Below are 18,226 nucleotides of genomic sequence, written 5' to 3'. Positions count from 1 at the left end.
CGCGAGGGGCGGGCCCCTCGGGGAAACATCAGCTGCCGATCAGGCCGCCGTCGTTCTTGGTGATGGCGATGGTGGCCGAGCGCGGGCGCTTGCCGGCGCCGTAGCCGGCGTTGGCGGGCCACTGGCTCTGGTACTTGGCCGGGTCGTTCACGTCGGCCATCTTGGTGCTTTCGCCCGGGTGCTGGATGTTGATGAACACCGCGCGGCCATCGGGCGTTTCGCACCAGCCGGTGATCTCGCAGCCCTTGGGGCCGACCAGGAAGCGTGCCAGCGTGGTGGGCGTGGGGGTCTTGCCCACGTAGGTGGTGACGTCCTTGTCGCCGTGCTTGACCGTGCGCGCGCCGCCGTCGCCCACCTTGCCGGGGATGGCCGCGAGCATCATGCAGTTGGTCTTGTCGGTGTAGGCGCCGTCGTCGGTCTGGATCCAGCAGATGCCGGTGGCCGGGCTGAACACCAGGCCGTCGGGCGAGGACATGTCGTTCTCGTCGGTCAGGCTGGAGAGGTTCACGCTGGACTTGTCCGCGTCGGCCTCGGCGCCGAACACGTAGATGTCCCACTTGAAGGCCGAGCCAGCGGACGAGGCGTCGGCCAGGCGCACGATGTGGCCGTGCACGTTGCCCTTCTGCTCCTTGCTGCCCTTCATGTCCTTGTAGGAACGCGGGTTCACCGCGTTGGTGCCTTCGGGGCTGCGGTTGCTGTTGTTGGTGAGGGTGAAATAGACCTCGCCGGTGCGCGGGTGCACGCCGTTCCATTCCGGGCGGTCCATCTTGGTCGCGCCCACGGCGTCGGCCGCCAGGCGGGTGAAGACGGCCACGTCGGCGTCGGACTTGAACTCGAAGTAGGAGCTGCCGGCGATCACCGGGTTGTTCATCGAGAGTTCCAGCCACTCGCCGCTGCCGTCGCCCTTGAAGCGTGCGGCAAACAGCGTGCCCTTGTCGAGGTACTTGTCGCCGGCGGCCAGGCGGTTGGCCGGGCTGGCGTCCTTCGGATCCCACTTGGCGTCGGACACGAACTTGTAGATGTATTCACCGCGTGCGTCGTCGCCCATGTAGGCCACGATCGGCTGGCCGGCCACCGGCTTGGCGAAGGCCACGCTCTCGTGGGCGAAACGGCCCAGGCCGGTGCGCTTGCGCATGGGGGCCTGGGTGTCGTAGGCGTCCATCTCGACCACATATCCGAAGGTGTTCATCTCGTTGCGGTAGTCGGCTTTGGCGCTGGCGGCCAGGGCACTGTTGTTCCAGCGCACGAAGCGGTCATCGCTGCCGGCGGTTTCCCAGCCGTGGCGGCTGGCTTCACCGGCCTTGCGGCCGTAGCGCTTGAGCGCCTGGACCTGCTTGTCTTTCTTGCGGGCGTCGTCGTCTTTCGCGTCGCGGAAGAAGTAGCCGTACCAGTTTTCTTCACCCGAAACAAAGGTGCCCCAGGGCGTCTTGCCGGTGCCGCAGTTGTTGAGCGTGCCGCGGCACTGGGTGGCGTCGGCGCTGTATTTCGTGACCAGGTGCTCGCTGCCGCGCGCCGGGCCGTGGATGGCGCCCGGCGTCATGGTGGTGACACGGCGGTTGAAGGCCGAGCCCGGCTGGTAGGCCCAGCGCTTGCCGTCGGCCCGCACTTCGACGAACGACAGGCCGTGGATGGCCAGTTCCTTGTCCACCTCGGCGGCGGGGCGGGGCAGGGTGGCGGTGCCGCCGTTGGCGTGGATGAAGAAGGACGACAGCTTTTCGTCGGTGGTGGCCTCGTGGTTCATGGCCAGGAGGCCACGGCTGTTGAAGCTGTTCGAAGGCTTGCCCGAAGCGTCCAGGCTGAACCACTCCATCCCGTCGTGGTGGTCGCCGGCGCGGTGCTCGAAGTCGGCGTCGGTGCCGTCGTTCTTGAAGGCGGGGGTGCTGGCGGTGAGCGGGTCGCCCAGCGCGTAGATGACCTGGGCGGTATAGCCCTCGGGCACGATGACCGCGTCGGCCAGGCTCTTGGCCACGGGCTTGAAGCCCAGGCGGTCCACCGAGGTGGCGCTGCTGCCGGTGGTGGCGCAGCCGGTCATGGCGGTCGCACCCAGAGCCACACCGGCCATGCCTGCGCCTTTGAACAGGCTGCGGCGGCTCAGGCGGGTGTCGAGCACCTGCTCGAAGTGCGGGTTGGACGAGGTGTTGGAGTCCTCTTCGTTGAAGTCCGTTTGCGTGTTGTTGTGTGGGGTGTGTTCGCGCATGCTTGCCTCAGGGCGTGGTTGAAAAACGCCATGTTGGAGAGCTTGCGTGACACAGGTGTGATGACTGTGTGACGGTTTGAAGACGGCGCCACAGATCAGCGCGTTTCCTGCACCCGTGGCCCGGCGACCGCGGCCCTGTGCCAAGCCCGGGGCCGAGCCCGGGCGGAGTCTGCCTTTACCTGGGCATGGCCGGGTGGTCCTGCGGCGGGCGCTGTTCCATGTAGCCCATGCCGTCTTTCACGCCCTTCTTGCCTTCGATCTGCCAGGCTGTCTGCTGACCCACCAGCTGGGCCAGGAACTCGACTTCTTCGTCGGTGTGGTTGATGGCGTTCGCGGGCGTGAGGAAGCGGCCGTTCTTCGGCTCGACCTCGCCCCAGAACGACTGGTGGTAGCTCGCCTGCGAGAGCGCGTTTTCGCCGCGGGCGTTCATCTCCACCGTGCCGTAGCAGTTGCAGAAATAGCTGCGCTGGTCGGGAAAGACCTCGGCGTACACCCCGGTGCCTCGGATGCCCGCGGTGAGCGTGGGCATGACGATGGAGCGGCGCGCGCCGCGCCCGAACGCGCTGACCACCGCGCCGGTGAGCAGGCGCAGCAGGCTCACGGTGTTCAGCGTGCTGCCGCGTTGGACCGACATGCGCGTGTTCTGCCGCACATGAAACGCGGCGTTGCCGATCACGAACACCAGCCGCGAGGCCGGGCCGGTGACGATGTCGTCGCCGGTCTGGATGGTCTGCTGTTGCACCATGCGCCGGCCGTTGAGCAGCACGTCGCCCACGAACTCCACCACGTTGCTGCGCTGCTGGGCCATCGCCCCGGGCAGGCCGCCCAGGGCCACCCACGCGGCGGCGGCCTTGAGGGTGTCGCGCCGCTGCGTCCACAGCACTTCGGATTCCAGGCGGCCAGACAGGCTGTGGGGGTGGGTCATGCGTCGTCTCCGGTGGCGGGGTTGGGTGGGGCCAGGGCTTCGTCGTCGTCCGCGAGGAAGCTGTCGCGGAAGGTGAAATAGATCGAGGCGTGGAACATCGAGGCCATGAACAGCACCGAGGGGTAGAGGATGATGCTCATCGCCTGAGTGCCGCCGAGCATGGCGCCCAGCAGGCTGATCACCAGCCCCATCAGCATGAACACGCCCACCCAGCTCAGGCCGTAGACCAGCATGGCGCCCTTGTTGGCCCAGCACGCGGCGGCGCTGAAGAACAGGCTCTTGACCGGGCTCACGCCGTGCCAGTGCACCAGCGCCGGCGCATGCCAGAAGGCCATCATCACCGGCACGTAGACCACCATCGCCAGCCACAGGCCGCCGCTGAACAGGGTCGAGCGGACCATCTCGGGCGTGACCTCGGCCTCGTTGAGCGCCACCTCGGCGCCGCCGCCCGCCCCGCCCAGCAGGGCCGCCGCACCCAGCACCAGCATCAGCGCGCCGGCGTACATGGCGCCGAGCACCAGCATGTGCTGGGCGCGCACCGGGCCCGAGCGAAACGCGGTGATCAGCGTGGTGGGCATGGGAAAGCGGCCCTCATGGGCTTCGCGGCTGGCCGCCATCAGCCCCAGCGTGGCCGCGGGCACCAGCAGCAGCGAAATGGCCGAGCCGATCACCGGCACCAGCGAAACCACCGACACCACGGCCATGAACATGAAAAACAGGCCCGAGAGGGCCAGGGGCTGGCGAAAGAAGGTTTTCACCCCCAGTTTCACCCATGTGATGCCGGTGAGGGCGGGGACGAGGTGGAGTTTCATGCAGGGGTTGGGTGGGGTCAGGCGGCCACGCAGGCGTCTTCAAGCAGCGAGGCCGACAGGGCCTGGGCGTGGCGCACCCGCTCGCGCAGCACGCGCTCGAAATGGGTCGGGTCGTGCGGTTTCAGCATGCTCGCGTCGCGGGGCAGGTGCCAGTCCCACAGGCGCGAAAGCCAGAAGCGCAGGGCGCCCGCGCGCAGCATGGCTGGCAGGAGCTGGCGCTCGGCCATGCTCAGGGGCCGCACCGCCTGGTAGGCCGCGATCATGGCCCGGGCGCGCGCCGCGTCGTGCTGGCCATCGCGCTCGTCCGCCGCATGCTGGATGCACCAGTCGTTCAGGCAGACCGCCAGATCGAACAGGAAGCTGTCGTTGCCGGCGAAATAGAAGTCGAAGAAGCCGGTGAGCTCGCCGTCGTCGAACATCACGTTGTCGCGGAACAGGTCGGCGTGCACCGGGCCACGCGGCAGGGCCGTGTAGGCCGAGCCCGCGGCCACGTGGTTCTGGTAGGCCAGCTCGGTGCGGATCAGCACGCTCTGGCTCTCGCTCAGGTGCGGCAGCACCACCGGCACCGTCTCGTTCCACCAGGGCAGGCCGCGCAGGTTGGGCTGGCTCATGCCGAAGCCGCGCCCGGCCAGGTGCATGCGCGCGAGCATGTCGCCCACGGCGCGGCAATGCGCCTCGGTGGGTGCGAGCTCGCTGTGGCCCCGCAGCTTGTTCACCACGGCGGCGGGTTTGCCCTGCACGCTGTGCAGAATTTCGCCGCGCTCGTCAGCCGCGGGCTCGGGCACCGGAATGCCCTGGCCCGCCAGGTGCTTCATGAGGTGCAGGTAGTAGGGCAACTGCTCGAAACTCAGGCGCTCGAACACGGTCAGCACGTACTCGTGCGCCACGCCGTCGCGCACCGTGGTGGCGAAATAGTTGGTGTTTTCAATGCCCCCCTGGATGCCACGCAGCTCGGTGAGATCACCCAGGCTCAGGCGGTGCAGCAGGGCGGCGGCTTCGCCAAACGCGACTTCGGTGTAAACGGCCATGAAGGTGCGGCGGGCGATCAGAAGTTCAGGATGCGCCAGCGGCTGCGGCCAGACGCACCCGTGGTCTTGCCGGCACCTTCGCCCAGGTCCGCGGCGCCCTGGGCGGGCACGATTTCGTAGGCGGGCGCGCCGTTCTTGGGCTGCACGGCGATGTGGCGGGTCTGGCCGCCCACGCGCAACTCGTCGATGCGGGAGTGGTCGTCTTCGTGGGTGATGCGCTCGATGCGCTCACTGAAAGCCGGCGCCGGGGCCTCGGCGGCGGGCTCGGTGGTGGGTGGGGGTGTCTGGGCCATCGCCGGCAGGCACGCCAGGATGGCCAGCGCCAGCAGCGACTGGCGGATGAGGGGGGTAGGGTGTTGGCACATGCCCCATTGTAGGCAGGCATTGCCCCGCCGGCCCCCGCCGTCGGCATGGGTTGACGCACGGATTCCCCCACAATCGCGCCATGTCTGACGAAAAAACGCCCACCCCCACCCTGCTGCTGGTCGACGGTTCCAGCTACCTCTACCGCGCGTTCTTTGCTGGCGGCGATGCCATGAGCACCACCTTGCCCGACGGCACGGTGCAGAAGACCGGTGCCATCCGCATCCTGATCAACATGATGCAGAAGCTGCTCAAGGACCACCCCGCCGCGTACGGTGCCTGCGTGTTCGACGCCAAAGGCCCGACCTTCCGCGACGCCATCTACCCCGAGTACAAGGCCCAGCGCAGCCCGATGCCGGACGATTTGCGCTCCCAGATCGCCCCCATCCACGAGGTGGTGCGCCTCACAGGCTGGCCGGTGCTGGACGTGCCGGGCGTGGAAGCCGACGACGTGATCGGCACCCTGGCCGTGACAGCGGCGCAGCAGGGCATGAACGTGATCATCTCCAGCGGCGACAAGGACCTGGCCCAGCTGGTGAACGAACGCATCACCATCATCGACACCATGAGCGGCAAGGTGCGCGACCTGGCCGGCGTGGAGGCCGAATTCGGCGTGCCCGCCCGCCTGATGCTGGACTACCAGATGCTCGTGGGCGACCAGGTCGACAACGTGCCCGGCGTGCAGGGCGTGGGTCCCAAGACCGCCGTGAAGCTGCTGCAGGAATACGGCTCGGTGGACGCCCTGATGGCACAGGCCGACCAGATCAAGGGGGCTGTGGGTGAGAAGCTGCGCAAGGCTTTGGACTGGCTGCCCACCGGCCGCCAGCTGCTGACCATCAAGACCGATTGCGACCTCAACGGCTGGGTGCCCAACCTGCCCGCGCTCGAAGCCATCCGCATCGGCCAGCCGCAGACCGAGCCTCTCAAGGCCTTCTACGAAACCTACGGCTTCAAGGGCCTGGCCAAGGCGCTGGGCGGCGGCGAGTCCCCGTCTTCACCCCCTCGCCCCTCTGGGGAGAGGGCCGGGGTGAGGGGCGCGCCCACCAACGACCTCTTCAGCGAAGCCGAACCCACCGAGGCCAGCGAAGCGTCCGCCACGCCTTCCAACAGCCATCTTGCCTACGACACCATCCTCACCTGGGAGCTCTTCAACACCTGGCTCGCCAGGGTCGAGGCCGCCGAGCTCGTGGCTGTGGACACCGAAACCACCTCGCTCGACGAAATGCGCGCCGAAATCGTCGGCATCAGCTTCAGCGTGAAACCGGGCGAAGCCGCCTACATCCCGCTCAAACACGCCGGCCCCGACGCGCCCGAACAGCTCCCGTTCGACGAGGTGCTGGCCAAACTCAAGCCCTGGCTGGAAAACCCCGCCAAACACAAGCTTGGCCAACACATCAAATACGACCGCCACGTGTTTGCCAACCACGGCATCGAAGTGCAGGGCTATGCGCACGACACCATGCTGCAGAGTTACGTGCTCGAAGTGCACAAGCCGCACGGCCTGGCCAGCCTGGCCGAGCGCCACCTGGGCCGCAGCGGCATCAACTACGAAGACATCTGCGGCAAGGGCGCGCACCAGATCCCGTTTGCGCAGGTCGACGTGGCCAAGGCCGCCGAATATTCTTGCGAAGACTCTGACCAGACGCTGGACGTGCACCGTGCACTCTGGCCCCAGCTCGAAGCCGACGCCAAGCTGCGCTTCATCTACGAGCTGGAGATCGCCAGCAGCGAAGCGCTCTACCGCATCGAGCGCAACGGCGTGCTGATCGACGCCCCCACGCTCGCCAAACAGAGCCACGAACTCGGCCAGCGCATCCACGCCCTGGAGCAAGAGGCCTACGAGATTGCCGGCCAGCCCTTCAACCTGAGCAGCCCCAAACAGCTCGGCGAAATCTTCTTCGACAAGCTCGGCCTGCCCGTCATCAAGAAAACCGCCACCGGCGCGCGCAGCACCGACGAAGAGGTCTTGGAAAAGCTCGCCGAAGACTACCCGCTGCCCGCCAAGATCCTGGAGCACCGCGGCCTCTCCAAACTCAAGGGCACCTACACCGACAAGCTCACCCTGCTCACCCTGCCGCGCACCGGCCGCGTGCACACCCACTACGCGCAGGCCGTGGCCGTGACCGGGCGCCTCTCCAGCAACGACCCCAACCTGCAGAACATCCCCATCCGCACACCCGAAGGCCGGCGCGTGCGCGAAGCCTTCGTGGCCCCCACCGGCAGCGTCATCGCCAGCGCCGACTACTCGCAGATTGAGCTCCGCATCATGGCCCACATCAGCGGCGACGCGGCCCTGCTCAAAGCCTTCCACGAAGGCGTGGACGTGCACCGCGCCACCGCCGCCGAGGTGTTTGGCCTGGAGCCCGAGCAGGTCAGCAGCGAGCAGCGCCGCTACGCCAAGGTCATCAACTTCGGCCTCATCTACGGCATGGGGACCTTTGGTCTGGCCAAGGCACTGGGTATCGAGAACGCGGCCGCCAAGACCTACATCGACCGCTACTTCGCGCGCTTTGCCGGCGTCAAGCAATACATGGACGAGACCCGCGCCTTGGCCAAGGCCCAGGGCTATGTGGAAACCGTGTTCGGCCGCAAGCTGGTGCTGCCCGACATCCAGAACGCCAAGGGCGCGAAGCAAGCCGCGCTGGAACGTCAGGCCATCAACGCGCCCATGCAAGGCACGGCGGCCGACCTGATCAAGCTGGCCATGGTCGCGGTGCAGAAGGCGCTGGACAAACAGCAACGGGCTACCCGGATGATCATGCAGGTGCACGACGAACTGGTGTTCGAAGTGCCCGAGAGTGAGGTGGACTGGCTGCGTACCGAGATTCCAAACCTCATGGCCAGCGTGGCCGAACTCAAGGTGCCGCTGCTGGCCGAGGTGGGGGTGGGGCCGAACTGGGACAAGGCGCACTGAACCGGTTGTCGCCTGTGCTAGTCATTTGAAGTTTGAACGCGGAACCTTGCCATGAAAAAGCCCGGCAGCACTTTGACACCTCGCGCGGCCGCTCCAGTGGACAACTCGGCCGACGCGCTGTATGCCCAAATTCAAGACGTGCTCCAGCAGGCACGCCGACAAGCCAAACGCAGCATCAACCAGACCATGGTGCAGGCCTATTGGCAGGTCGGCAAACTGATCGTGGAGCACGAGCAAGGGGGTGAAGACCGTGCCGCCTACGGAGCCAATACGCTGCAGCTGCTGGCGGACAGGCTGGGTCAGGAGTTCGGCAGAGGATTCTCGGCCCCCAATTTGCGCAATTTCCGGCAGTTCTTCCTGACCTACACGCAGGAAGAGATTTGCTACACGCCATGTAGCGAATTGGGCTGGTCACACTTTCGCTTGCTCATGCGCGTGGCCGACCCCGCAGCCCGCCAGTGGTACGCGCGCGAAGCCGTCAGCCAGACCTGGAGCGTGGCCGCGCTGGACCGCCAGATCAGCACCCTGTATTACCAACGCCTGCTCTCCAGCCAAGACCAGGCAGCTGTGAAAAGCGAAGCCGCGACCCTGATCGAACAGAACGCACCGCCCCACCCGCGCGACTTCATCCGCGACCCCTACATCCTCGAATTTCTCGACGGTCGACCCCAGGCCAGCTGGTACGAAAAAGACGTGGAACAAGGCCTGCTCGACCAACTGCAGAAGTTCCTGCTGGAACTCGGCAAAGGCTTCGCCTTCGTCGCCCGCCAGCGCCACCTGCGCATCGAAGACGAAGACGCCTTTGTTGATCTCGTCTTCTACAACTACATCCTCAAATGCTTTGTGCTCATCGAACTCAAAGTGGGCAAGCTCAGCCACCAGGACGTGGGCCAGCTCGACATGTATGTGCGCGTGTTCGACCAGCAGATTCGCCAGGAGGGCGACAACCCCACCATCGGTCTCATCTTGTGTTCGGAGCGTAATGAGGCCGTGGCCCGCTACTCGCTGCTGGCCGGCAGCGAACAAATCTTTGCCAGCCGTTACCAGCCCTGGCTGCCCACCGTGGCCGAACTGCAAGCCGAGCTGACCCGTGACCGGGCACTGATCGAAAACGCCCAGGTGGTGCTGCACCAGCCCGATGCTGGAGCGGCATGAGCGCAGCGCCGGGCCGTTCCCAAGCAAGCGCGCACCGCAGCCCGAAGGGCGAAGGTACTCCAATGAACTCGGTGCCGAAACGGGACAAGGCGCACTGAGCGAAGCTGATCACAACATCAACGCGGGCAACAAAGAGTGGCCATCAGGCCACCACCGCACAGGGAGGAAGATGCATGAACAAGACGGACCGGCTTCACCACGTTACGAAGCTGCTGCGCGCCCGCCGGCGCATCACGCTCGCTGAACTGATTTCAGAAACCCGGGCCTCGCGCGCCACGCTCATGCGTGACTTGGCATGGCTGCGCGACGAACTGGGCCACCCCATCCATTGGGACCGCGACAGCCAGTGCTACCAGTGGCGCGCACCTGACCATGCAGAAGATGCGCCAGAAGAAATGGCTGGCCTGTGGTTCAAGCCCTCAGAAGTGCTGGCGCTGCTCACGCTGGACCATTTGCTAAGGGAGATTCAGCCCGGTGACCTGATGCGGCGCCACCTGCAGCCCCTGGAACAACGGCTCAAGAAGATACTGCGCCAATCAGGCCTGGACACCGCAGCCGAACATCAACTGACCGAGCGCATCCGCGTCATCGGCCTGGGGCAACGCCAAATGCCCCCACAGAGCTTTGAAACCGTGGGCCAAGCCCTCAGCCAGCGCCGCCGCCTCGCCATGCAATACCAGGCGCGGGGAACGGGCGAGCACAGCGAACGCACCGTGTCGCCCCAACGCCTTGTCTACTACCGCAGCAACTGGCTGCTCGACGCCTGGTGCCACAAACGCAACGAGCTGCGCAGCTTCAGCCTGGACGCCATCAGCCAGCCCGAGCTGCTGACCGAGCCCGCCACAGACGTTGCCACCGAAGAATTGGACGAAGTCCTGGGCAAGGGCTACGGCATCTTCAGCGGCAAGGACGTGCAATGGGCCACCCTGCGGTTCACATCCGAGCGAGCCCGTTGGGTCGCTGCCGAGCAATGGCACCCAGAGCAGAAAGGCCACTGGGACGCGCAAGGCCACTGGGTGCTGCAGATTCCCTACAGCGATGATCGCGAACTGGTGATGGATGTTTTGCGGCACACGCCTGAGGTGGACGTGCTGGGGCCAGCGGGTTTGCGGCAGCGGGTGTTGGAAAAAATGCGGGAAGGCTTGGTGAGGTGGGGGGTAGTCTCATGAATTGAGACAGGGGTGCGTTCAGAATCCCCACTCTCATGTAACAAAATGCTGAAAAAGCACCAAAAATAGGGGCGCGCATGATCACGGAAACATCCAGCGTGGACTGGGCACACTCGCCACCAGACGGCAGTGGGAAGGCCCCGCATGGGCTTGATGAACATCTGCGGTCCGTGGGCAATCTGGCTGCGGGCTTCGCACCCGACTCGGTCAAAGCCGTGGTTCGACTGGCAGGCCTGTGGCACGACCTGGGCAAGCGCAGGCCCGGTTTTCAGGCCTACATCCGACAAGCGGGTGTCGTGAATGCACACATTGAGCGCATCGCGGACCGAGACAAGACCCACTCGGCCGCTGGGGCACTTTGGGCCGTTCAGCACCTTGAGCAGAACCATGGCGCCCAAGGAAAGATCATCGGGCGGCTGCTCCAATATGTGATCGCGGGCCACCACGCCGGACTCGACAACTGGGAAGGTGGCAACGGGCCAGGTCTTGCAGCCCGTTTGGAGGGTGAAGACGCCCAGCGCGAATTGTCTGAGGCCTTGGAGCGCCCGCAAGCCAACGACATTCTTCATGCAACGCTGCCCGGCATCGACCTCAACGGCCTGGCCATCACCAATGAGCATAAGAATCTGACACCTGGTCGCTTCGCCTTGTGGGTGAGGATGGTGTTTTCCTCGTTGGTGGACGCAGACTTCCTGGACACCGAGGCTTACATGGACGGTCGCAAGACCGAGGCGCGCAAAGGTGAAAGCGATCTTCGTCCGCTGTTGAGTGAATTGAGCGTCTACCTGGGTTCCTTTGGCGAACCCAAAACAGCGGTCAACCGAATCCGATCCGAAGTACTGACGCAATGCCGATCCAAGGCCGGTTTGCCGCCGGGCGTCTTCAGCCTCACGGTACCCACCGGTGGTGGCAAAACGCTGTCGAGCCTGGCGTTTGCGCTGGAGCACGCGGTGCACCACGGCAAGCAGCGGGTCATCTACGCCATTCCCTACACCAGCATCATTGAACAGACCGCCGACGTGTTCCGTCAGGTCTTCAAGGCATTGGGTGAGGATGCTGTGATCGAGCACCACAGCAATGCGGAGTCCAACCCTGAAGACGAGACCACGCGCTCGCGCTTGGCCTGCGAGAACTGGGACGCGCCGCTGATAGTCACCACCAACGTCCAGTTGTTCGAGAGCCTTTTTGCCCGCAAGACTTCGCGTTGTCGAAAGCTGCACAGCCTGATCGACAGCGTGATCGTGCTGGACGAAGCGCAGCTGCTGCCGGTTGAGTTCTTGCAGCCCGTGGTGGATGTATTGCGCTACCTCGTGCAGGACTTTGGTGTGACTGTGCTGCTGTGTACCGCCACACAGCCGGCCCTCAACACACCGCCCAGTGTCGATCCGCAGCGGGGCTTGAGACGCGCCCTCGGTACGGTGACAGAAATCATTGACGATGTGCCGGCCTTGTACCGCGTGCTGGAGCGTGTTCGTGTGCACCTGCCCCCAAGCCTGGAAACCCCGCGCAGTTGGCCAGAACTCTCAGACGAAATTGCTCAACACGATGCGGCGCTGACCATCGTCAGTCGGCGCGCTGATGCAGCTGAGTTGTACCGTTTGATCAAGGACCGCACTGATGGTGCGCGGTGCTGGCATTTGTCAGCACTCATGTGCGCACAACACCGCAGTGACGCCATTGCCGAGATCAAAAGTGCGCTGAAAGAGCGGCGCGATGTGCTCGCTGCCGGGCGGGGTGCGGCGCCCGTTCATGTGATCTCCACCCAACTGGTAGAGGCCGGCGTGGATCTGGACTTTCCCGTGGTGTACCGGGCCTTGGCCGGGCTGGACTCCATTGCGCAGGCGGCAGGACGATGCAACCGCGAAGGCAAATTGCCTGAGCCCGGGGCGGTACACGTCTTTGTACCGCCGACGAAGGCGCCTCCAGGTTTGCTCACATTGGCGCGCGATACCTGCAAGGCGGTGTGGAGAGGCTCTCCAGAGGATCCATTTGCGTTGCCCCTCATAGACCTTTACTTCAAGCGCCTGTACCACGACGCACCATCAACAGACAAAGCGCGGATTTGCGACCTGCTCAAGCTGGAGCCCGACCTGAACGCGATGAGCCTCCCCGTTCAGTTTCGGTCCGCTGCCGATGCGTTCAAGCTCATCGATCAAGAGGACGGCGCTACGGTGCTGGTTCGCTACTGCAGTCCCAGCGCGCGCGACGATGTGAATGCGTTGATCGGCGTGTTGGAGCGGGATGGGCCTGCCCGCTGGTTGATGCGCAAGTTGCAGCGTTACGGCGTCACGATCTACCAGCACCAGGTACGGCGCTTGGTGGACATGGGCGACATCGTGGAAGTGGCTTCCTGTCCTGGCCTGTATGTACAGCGCGAGGGCTGGGATGGGTTTTATGACCCTGTGATGGGCGCGAAGGTCGATTCGGCACCGGGCGACCCTGCAAACTATGTCAGTTCGTAATTGATTGATGGAAAGGGAGTTTGAATGAAACCGTTTTGCCTTGAAGTGCGAGGCGACTACGCCTGTTTCACTCGGCCTGAAATGAAGGTTGAGCGGGTGTCCTACGACCTGATCACACCGTCCGCTGCGCGGGCGGTGTTCGAGGCTATTTTGTGGAAGCCTTCTATCCGATGGCGTATCACCCGCATTGAAGTGCTCCGGCCGGTGCGCTGGACCAGCGTGCGGCGCAATGAGGTGGGTGCGGTCGCTTCTTCTCGCAACGCGTTGGCCGCCATGAACGAAGGGCATGGTGAACTGGCGCTCTACATTGAAGATGAGCGCCAGCAGCGAGCCAGTCTGCTTTTACGCGATGTGGCCTACCGGCTGCACGCCGAAATGGAAATGCTGGGCGAGGATGCTCGCGCCAACCCCAACAAGTACATCGCCATGTTCAACCGCCGTGCAGAGGCGGGGCAGTGCGTGAATCAGCCCTATCTGGGGTGCCGCGAATTTGCCGCTGCATTTCGGCCTGTTGATTTGGTGAGCGATGGCAGCGGTGGCTGGTGCGTTGGGCCGGAAGAGCCGAGTGCCCTGGACGACTGGTCGCCCGATCTGGGCTGGATGCTTTACGACATGGATTTCGCCGTTGGCCCCACCCCCCAGCCCCGATTTTTCCGCGCGCAAGTGAAAAAGGGCGTTCTTGATCTGAGCCGCGTGGAGGTACGAGGATGATCCTGCAAGCCCTCTACGACTATTACCTTCGTCGCCAGGCTGATGCTGATCCCGACCGCCGACTGCCAGCGTTTGGACTGGAGCAAAAGGAAATTGGCTTCATTCTCGAAGTGGACGAAAGTGGTCAGCTTCACGCGATCATCGACGCGCGCCAGGTGTCTGGGAAAAAGAAAATTGGCACGAGCTATCTGGTGCCAATTTCTGTCAAACGGGCTTCAGGTATCGCTGCCAACTTGCTGTGGGACAACGCTGAATATGTGTTGGCCGTACCAGATGCAAAGAAGCTAGAGGCGGCCCAAGCGAAGCAAGGCCAGACCGAGTATCTGTCTCGCCTGATAAAAATGCAGCAGGCATTTCGCGACCGCATATCAACACTCCCCGAGCTTGTCCAGAGCGATGCCGGGGTGCGTGGTGTTTTGGCCTTTCTCGACACGAACCCGGCCGAGCAGGTAGCGCGGTTTGCGGCCCATGCCGAGATTGCTGCGTCGAATCCTGTGTTGACGTTCCGGCTGATCGATGACACGGCGCTGGTGTGTCAAAGACCGGGCGTTGCACCTCATTTGGCCGTTGACACACCAGACGGTGAAGCACCTGAAGAAGGTGACGGCTTGAATGCCATGTGCTTGATTACAGGCGAAACCGCCCCTGTGGAACGACTTCACACAGCCATCAAAGGTGTGTGGGGTGCACAGACATCGGGGGCCAACATTGTTTCGTTCAATCTGGATGCGTTCAACTCCTACGGCAAGAGCCAAGGCGCGAATGCTCCTGTCAGTCAGGCGGCGGCTTTTGCTTACACCACGGCACTCAATGCCTTGCTGGCGCGCGACTCGGTGCAACGTGTTCAGGTAGGCGATGCCTCCACCGTCTTCTGGGCTCAGAAATCGGACACCCTGGAGCACGAGTTGGCCGCTTTGCTCGGCGGCGGCGATAACCCGGACGCCCACACCCTCCAGGTCAAAGCAGTGCTTGAGGCGATCCACAGCGGAGGCTTTTCAGGGGCTAGAGGTGAGAACGCTTTCTATGTGTTGGGGCTGGCACCCAATGCGGCGCGCATCTCCATTCGGTTCTGGCATGCGGCGCCTGTGCATGTCATCGCTGAGCGCATCGCAGCGTGGTTCGATGACCTTTCTCTGGTGCGCGGCCCGAACGACCCGGAGTTCCCAAGCCTGTTCCGTCTACTCGCCGCCGTAGCCCTGCAAGGCAAGGCCGACAACATCCCACCCAGCTTGGGCGGCGATCTGATTCGCAGCATCTTCACCGGCGCGCCGTACCCCACGACCTGGCTCAACGCCGCAGTCCAACGCTGCCGCGCAGAACAGCAGATCACCTACATGCGTGCGGCGGCCATCAAGGCCTGCCTCAACCGCTCAACCGCCACTTCTGATTCACAACCCAGGGAGATTCAACCCATGCTCGATACTGAAAATCCATCGACGGCGTACCGCTTGGGACGCCTGTTTGCCACGCTGGAAAAAATCCAGGAAGAGGCCAGTCCTGGTTTGAATGCAACCATTCGGGAGCGCTATTACGGCGCTGCCTCCAGTACACCCGTGGCTGTTTTCACGACGTTAATGCGGTTGAAAAACCACCACCTTGCCAAGATGCCGAGCAAGGGGCGGGTTGTGAACCTCGAAAAGCTGTTGGCCGAAATCCTATCGGGCGTTACCGATTTCCCTGTGCACATGAACCTGCAAGACCAGGGGCGTTTTGCCATCGGCTACTACCACCAGCGCCAAGACTTCTTTACCAAGCGTGACTCGACCCAGGTCGAAAGCGCTTCCCCCATCGAAACCACAAACTGAAACCACCCCAGGAGGAAACTGAAATGAACTTGACCAATCGCTACGACTTCGTGCTGCTGTTCGATGTGAAAGATGGCAATCCCAATGGTGACCCCGATGCAGGCAATCTGCCGCGCTTGGACGCTGAAACCGGCCACGGTCTGATGACGGACGTGGCGCTCAAGCGCAAGGTGCGCAACTTTGTTGCGCTCACGCGCGATCAGACGGAGACGGCTCCTGAAGCCGGGGAGAAGCGGTGCGAGATCTATGTGCGGGAAAAGGCCATCTTGAACCTGCAGCACCAGCGGGCTTATTCGGCACTCAAGCTGGATGCTCCAGCCGAGGATGCAGCGGAGGGCGCTGATGGTGAAGACAAGAAGGCCAAGAAGGGCGGTAAGGAAAAACGCAAGGGAAGCGAGGGTGACGTGGATCTGGCTCGCAGGTGGATGTGCCAGAACTTCTTCGACGTGCGTACCTTCGGTGCGGTGATGTCCACCAAGACCAACGCAGGGCAGGTACGCGGACCGGTGCAACTGACCTTTGCTCGCTCCATTGACCCCATCGTTGCTTTGGAGCATTCCATCACCCGCATGGCCGTGGCCACCGAGGCCGAGGCCGAGAAGCAGCAGGGCGACAACCGCACCATGGGCCGCAAGCACACGGTGCCATACGGGCTCTACATGGCCCATGGATTTGTCTCTTCATTCCTGGCCAAACAAACTGGCTTTGGCGAGGACGATCTCGAACTGTTGTGGCAGGCGCTGGAAAACATGTTCGAGCACGACCGCTCTGCGGCGCGCGGCGAGATGTCCACACGTGGGCTCTACGTTTTCAAGCACGATAGCGAGTTGGGCAACGCGCATGCGCACACATTGTTCGAGCGCATCAAGGCCACGAAGAAGGTCGATGTTCCGCGCAGCTTCACAGACTACGACGTTGCTGTTGACGAGTCGGCCATGCCCTCTGGTGTCACGTTGTTGCGCAAGGTTTGAACAACGACGACGCCATTGCGTTGTCCGCCATCCAGCACTGGGCGTACTGCCCGCGCCAGTGCGGCCTGATCCACCTGGAGCAGGCTTTTGACGACAACGTTCACACCCTGCGCGGGCAAGCGGTCCACAAGCGGGTGGACCAGCCGGGTGTGGAAACGGCCAAGGGGGTGCGGGTTGAGCATGCCTTGCCGCTGTGGCACGACGGCCTGGGCCTGATCGGCAAGGCCGATGTGGTGGAGTTCGACCGGGCAGGGCAACCCTACCCGGTGGAATACAAGCACGGCAGCCGCCACAAGGCCGCAGACATTGCGGCTTGCGATGACTTGCAGTTGGCCGCTCAGGCGCTGTGCCTGGAGGCGATGTTCGGTCGCGCCGTGCCGGAAGGGGCGATCTATTACGCCAGTTCCAAACGTCGGCGCGTGGTGCCTATCCATCAAGACCTGCGCGATCAGGTGATGCAAGTGGCCGATGCGGTGCGTGGCATGCTGCAGTCGCAAAAACTGCCTCCTCCATTGACAGGCGCGCAGGCCACGCAGCGTTGCCGTGGTTGTTCGCTTCGGGATAGGTGCCAACCCGAGGCTGGCCAGGCCACCGTCTTGCAACGGGCCACGCGGGCGCTTTACGACCCGGACGCCGACGTGGGCACACAGGAATAGTCAAACACCATGCACCTGCTCAATACCCTTTACGTCAACACGCAGGACAGCTATCTGCGCCTGGACAACGACACCTTGCGCGTGCAGGTGGAGGACGAAACCCGGCTGCGGGTGCCCTTGCATCATTTGCAGGCGGTCGTGTGCTTCGGGCGAGTGGGCTTGTCTTTGCCGCTCATGCATCGCTTGGCCGAGGAGGCGGTGGCCCTGGTTTTGCTGGATGAGAACGGGCGATTCAAAGCGCGGCTGGAGGGCGCTACGTCGGGCAATGTGTTGCTGCGCCGCGCTCAGCACACGCAGTCGATGAACGAGGCGTTCACGCTGGACTTTGCGCGTGCTTGCGTGGCCGGCAAGGTCCGCAATTCGCGCCAAGTCCTGCAGCGGGGCGCCCGAGACGCCAAGGCCGAAAGTGATGCGGCCGCGCTGACACGTGGAGCGCAGGACCTGGCGGCCACCCTGCGGGCACTGCCGGGGGCGAAAGATCTTGACGTGCTTCGTGGGCTGGAAGGGGAGGCCGCCAGACAGTACTTCGAACGGCAGCCGATGCTGGTCAAGGCGGATTTGCGGGCGGAGTTTTCTATGGACGGGCGGACACGCCGACCACCGCGCGACCGGATGAACGCTCTGCTGTCGTTCTTGTACGCCATGTGGATGAACGATTGCCGCAGCGCACTGGAGGCGGTGGGGTTGGACCCGCAGGTGGGGTTCTTGCATGTGCTGCGTCCTGGTCGGGCGGCGTTGGCGCTGGATCTGATGGAAGAGTTCAGGCCCTTCGCGGATCGCTTGGCGCTGTCGTTGGTGAACCGTGGGCAGATTTGTGCGGATGACTTCCTGGCGCGTGAAGGCGGTGGTGTGTCCCTGACGATCGATGCGCGAAAAGCGGTGGTGGTGGCGTTTCAGGAGCGCAAGCAGGAAAGCGTTCAGCATCCGGTGTTGGCGCAAGCCTTGCCACTGGGTTTGGTGCCGCTGGTGCAAGCGCGTTTGATGGCGCGTGCCATACGCGCGGAGGCAGATGCAAACGGACAGGTCTGTGGGTACCTGCCGTTTCTTGTGCGGTAGGG

At 63.8% G+C, this 18,226-nt stretch carries 14 protein-coding genes; 9 read left to right on the top strand and 5 right to left on the bottom strand.

What is annotated here, in order from left to right; all coding sequences use genetic code 11:
- Positions 1-28 precede the first annotated feature (28 nt).
- The 5 genes from AC07YZ_RS04595 to AC07YZ_RS04575 all read right to left on the bottom strand — a co-directional run bounded on the left by AC07YZ_RS04595 (position 29) and on the right by AC07YZ_RS04575 (position 5,327).
- Entirely contained in the window at positions 29-2,197 is a 2,169-nt protein-coding gene (locus AC07YZ_RS04595; protein ID WP_494793879.1) for a PhoX family protein, read from the bottom strand.
- A 175-nt stretch (positions 2,198-2,372) separates the two neighbouring features.
- Positions 2,373-3,122 carry a FecR family protein gene (locus tag AC07YZ_RS04590; protein WP_494793878.1) on the bottom strand — a complete coding sequence of 250 codons (750 nt, stop codon included), beginning with the start codon at positions 3,120-3,122 and terminating at the stop codon, positions 2,373-2,375.
- Positions 3,119-3,934: a BPSS1780 family membrane protein gene (locus AC07YZ_RS04585; protein WP_494793877.1), complete on the bottom strand. Its 816-nt coding sequence runs from the start codon at positions 3,932-3,934 to the stop codon at positions 3,119-3,121. Before AC07YZ_RS04585 ends, AC07YZ_RS04590 begins: the two co-directional genes overlap by 4 nt.
- Before the next feature lie 17 nt (positions 3,935-3,951).
- Complete coding sequence (locus AC07YZ_RS04580) at positions 3,952-4,962, bottom strand: homoserine kinase (protein WP_494793876.1); 1,011 nt, start codon at positions 4,960-4,962, stop codon at positions 3,952-3,954.
- A 17-nt stretch (positions 4,963-4,979) separates the two neighbouring features.
- Positions 4,980-5,327, bottom strand: a complete 348-nt coding sequence (locus tag AC07YZ_RS04575; RefSeq protein WP_494793875.1) for a hypothetical protein — start codon at positions 5,325-5,327, stop codon at positions 4,980-4,982.
- An 80-nt stretch (positions 5,328-5,407) separates the two neighbouring features.
- Between AC07YZ_RS04575 and polA the strand changes: the two genes are divergently transcribed.
- The 9 genes from polA to cas1c all read left to right on the top strand — a co-directional run bounded on the left by polA (position 5,408) and on the right by cas1c (position 18,224).
- Positions 5,408-8,239, top strand: coding sequence for a DNA polymerase I (gene polA / locus AC07YZ_RS04570; RefSeq protein WP_494793874.1), 2,832 nt, complete (start codon positions 5,408-5,410; stop codon positions 8,237-8,239).
- Positions 8,240-8,290: 51 nt separating this feature from the next.
- Positions 8,291-9,394, top strand: a complete 1,104-nt coding sequence (locus tag AC07YZ_RS04565; RefSeq protein WP_494793873.1) for a PDDEXK nuclease domain-containing protein — start codon at positions 8,291-8,293, stop codon at positions 9,392-9,394.
- Positions 9,395-9,567: 173 nt separating this feature from the next.
- Entirely contained in the window at positions 9,568-10,563 is a 996-nt protein-coding gene (locus tag AC07YZ_RS04560; RefSeq protein ID WP_494793872.1) for a helix-turn-helix transcriptional regulator, read from the top strand.
- 77 nt (positions 10,564-10,640) lie between these two features.
- Complete coding sequence (locus AC07YZ_RS04555; protein ID WP_494793871.1) at positions 10,641-13,025, top strand: CRISPR-associated endonuclease Cas3''; 2,385 nt, start codon at positions 10,641-10,643, stop codon at positions 13,023-13,025.
- A gap of 24 nt (positions 13,026-13,049) precedes the next feature.
- Entirely contained in the window at positions 13,050-13,736 is a 687-nt protein-coding gene (cas5c, locus tag AC07YZ_RS04550; protein WP_494793870.1) for a type I-C CRISPR-associated protein Cas5c, read from the top strand.
- Positions 13,733-15,541, top strand: coding sequence for a type I-C CRISPR-associated protein Cas8c/Csd1 (gene cas8c / locus AC07YZ_RS04545; protein ID WP_494793869.1), 1,809 nt, complete (start codon positions 13,733-13,735; stop codon positions 15,539-15,541). Before cas5c ends, cas8c begins: the two co-directional genes overlap by 4 nt.
- A 23-nt stretch (positions 15,542-15,564) precedes the next feature.
- A complete protein-coding gene (gene cas7c / locus AC07YZ_RS04540; protein ID WP_494793868.1) occupies positions 15,565-16,512 on the top strand; it encodes a type I-C CRISPR-associated protein Cas7/Csd2 in 948 nt (315 codons plus the stop codon).
- Entirely contained in the window at positions 16,509-17,168 is a 660-nt protein-coding gene (gene cas4, locus AC07YZ_RS04535) for a CRISPR-associated protein Cas4 (protein ID WP_494793867.1), read from the top strand. The genes cas7c and cas4 overlap by 4 nt, the downstream gene beginning before the upstream one ends.
- A gap of 9 nt (positions 17,169-17,177) precedes the next feature.
- Entirely contained in the window at positions 17,178-18,224 is a 1,047-nt protein-coding gene (cas1c, locus tag AC07YZ_RS04530; RefSeq protein ID WP_494793866.1) for a type I-C CRISPR-associated endonuclease Cas1c, read from the top strand.
- Positions 18,225-18,226: the final 2 nt, after the last annotated feature.

Source organism: Hydrogenophaga sp. GW101-3F08, assembly GCF_059424585.1.
The sequence above is the reverse complement of the archived record's forward strand: the minus strand, read 5'-3'. Positions and strand labels throughout refer to the sequence as shown.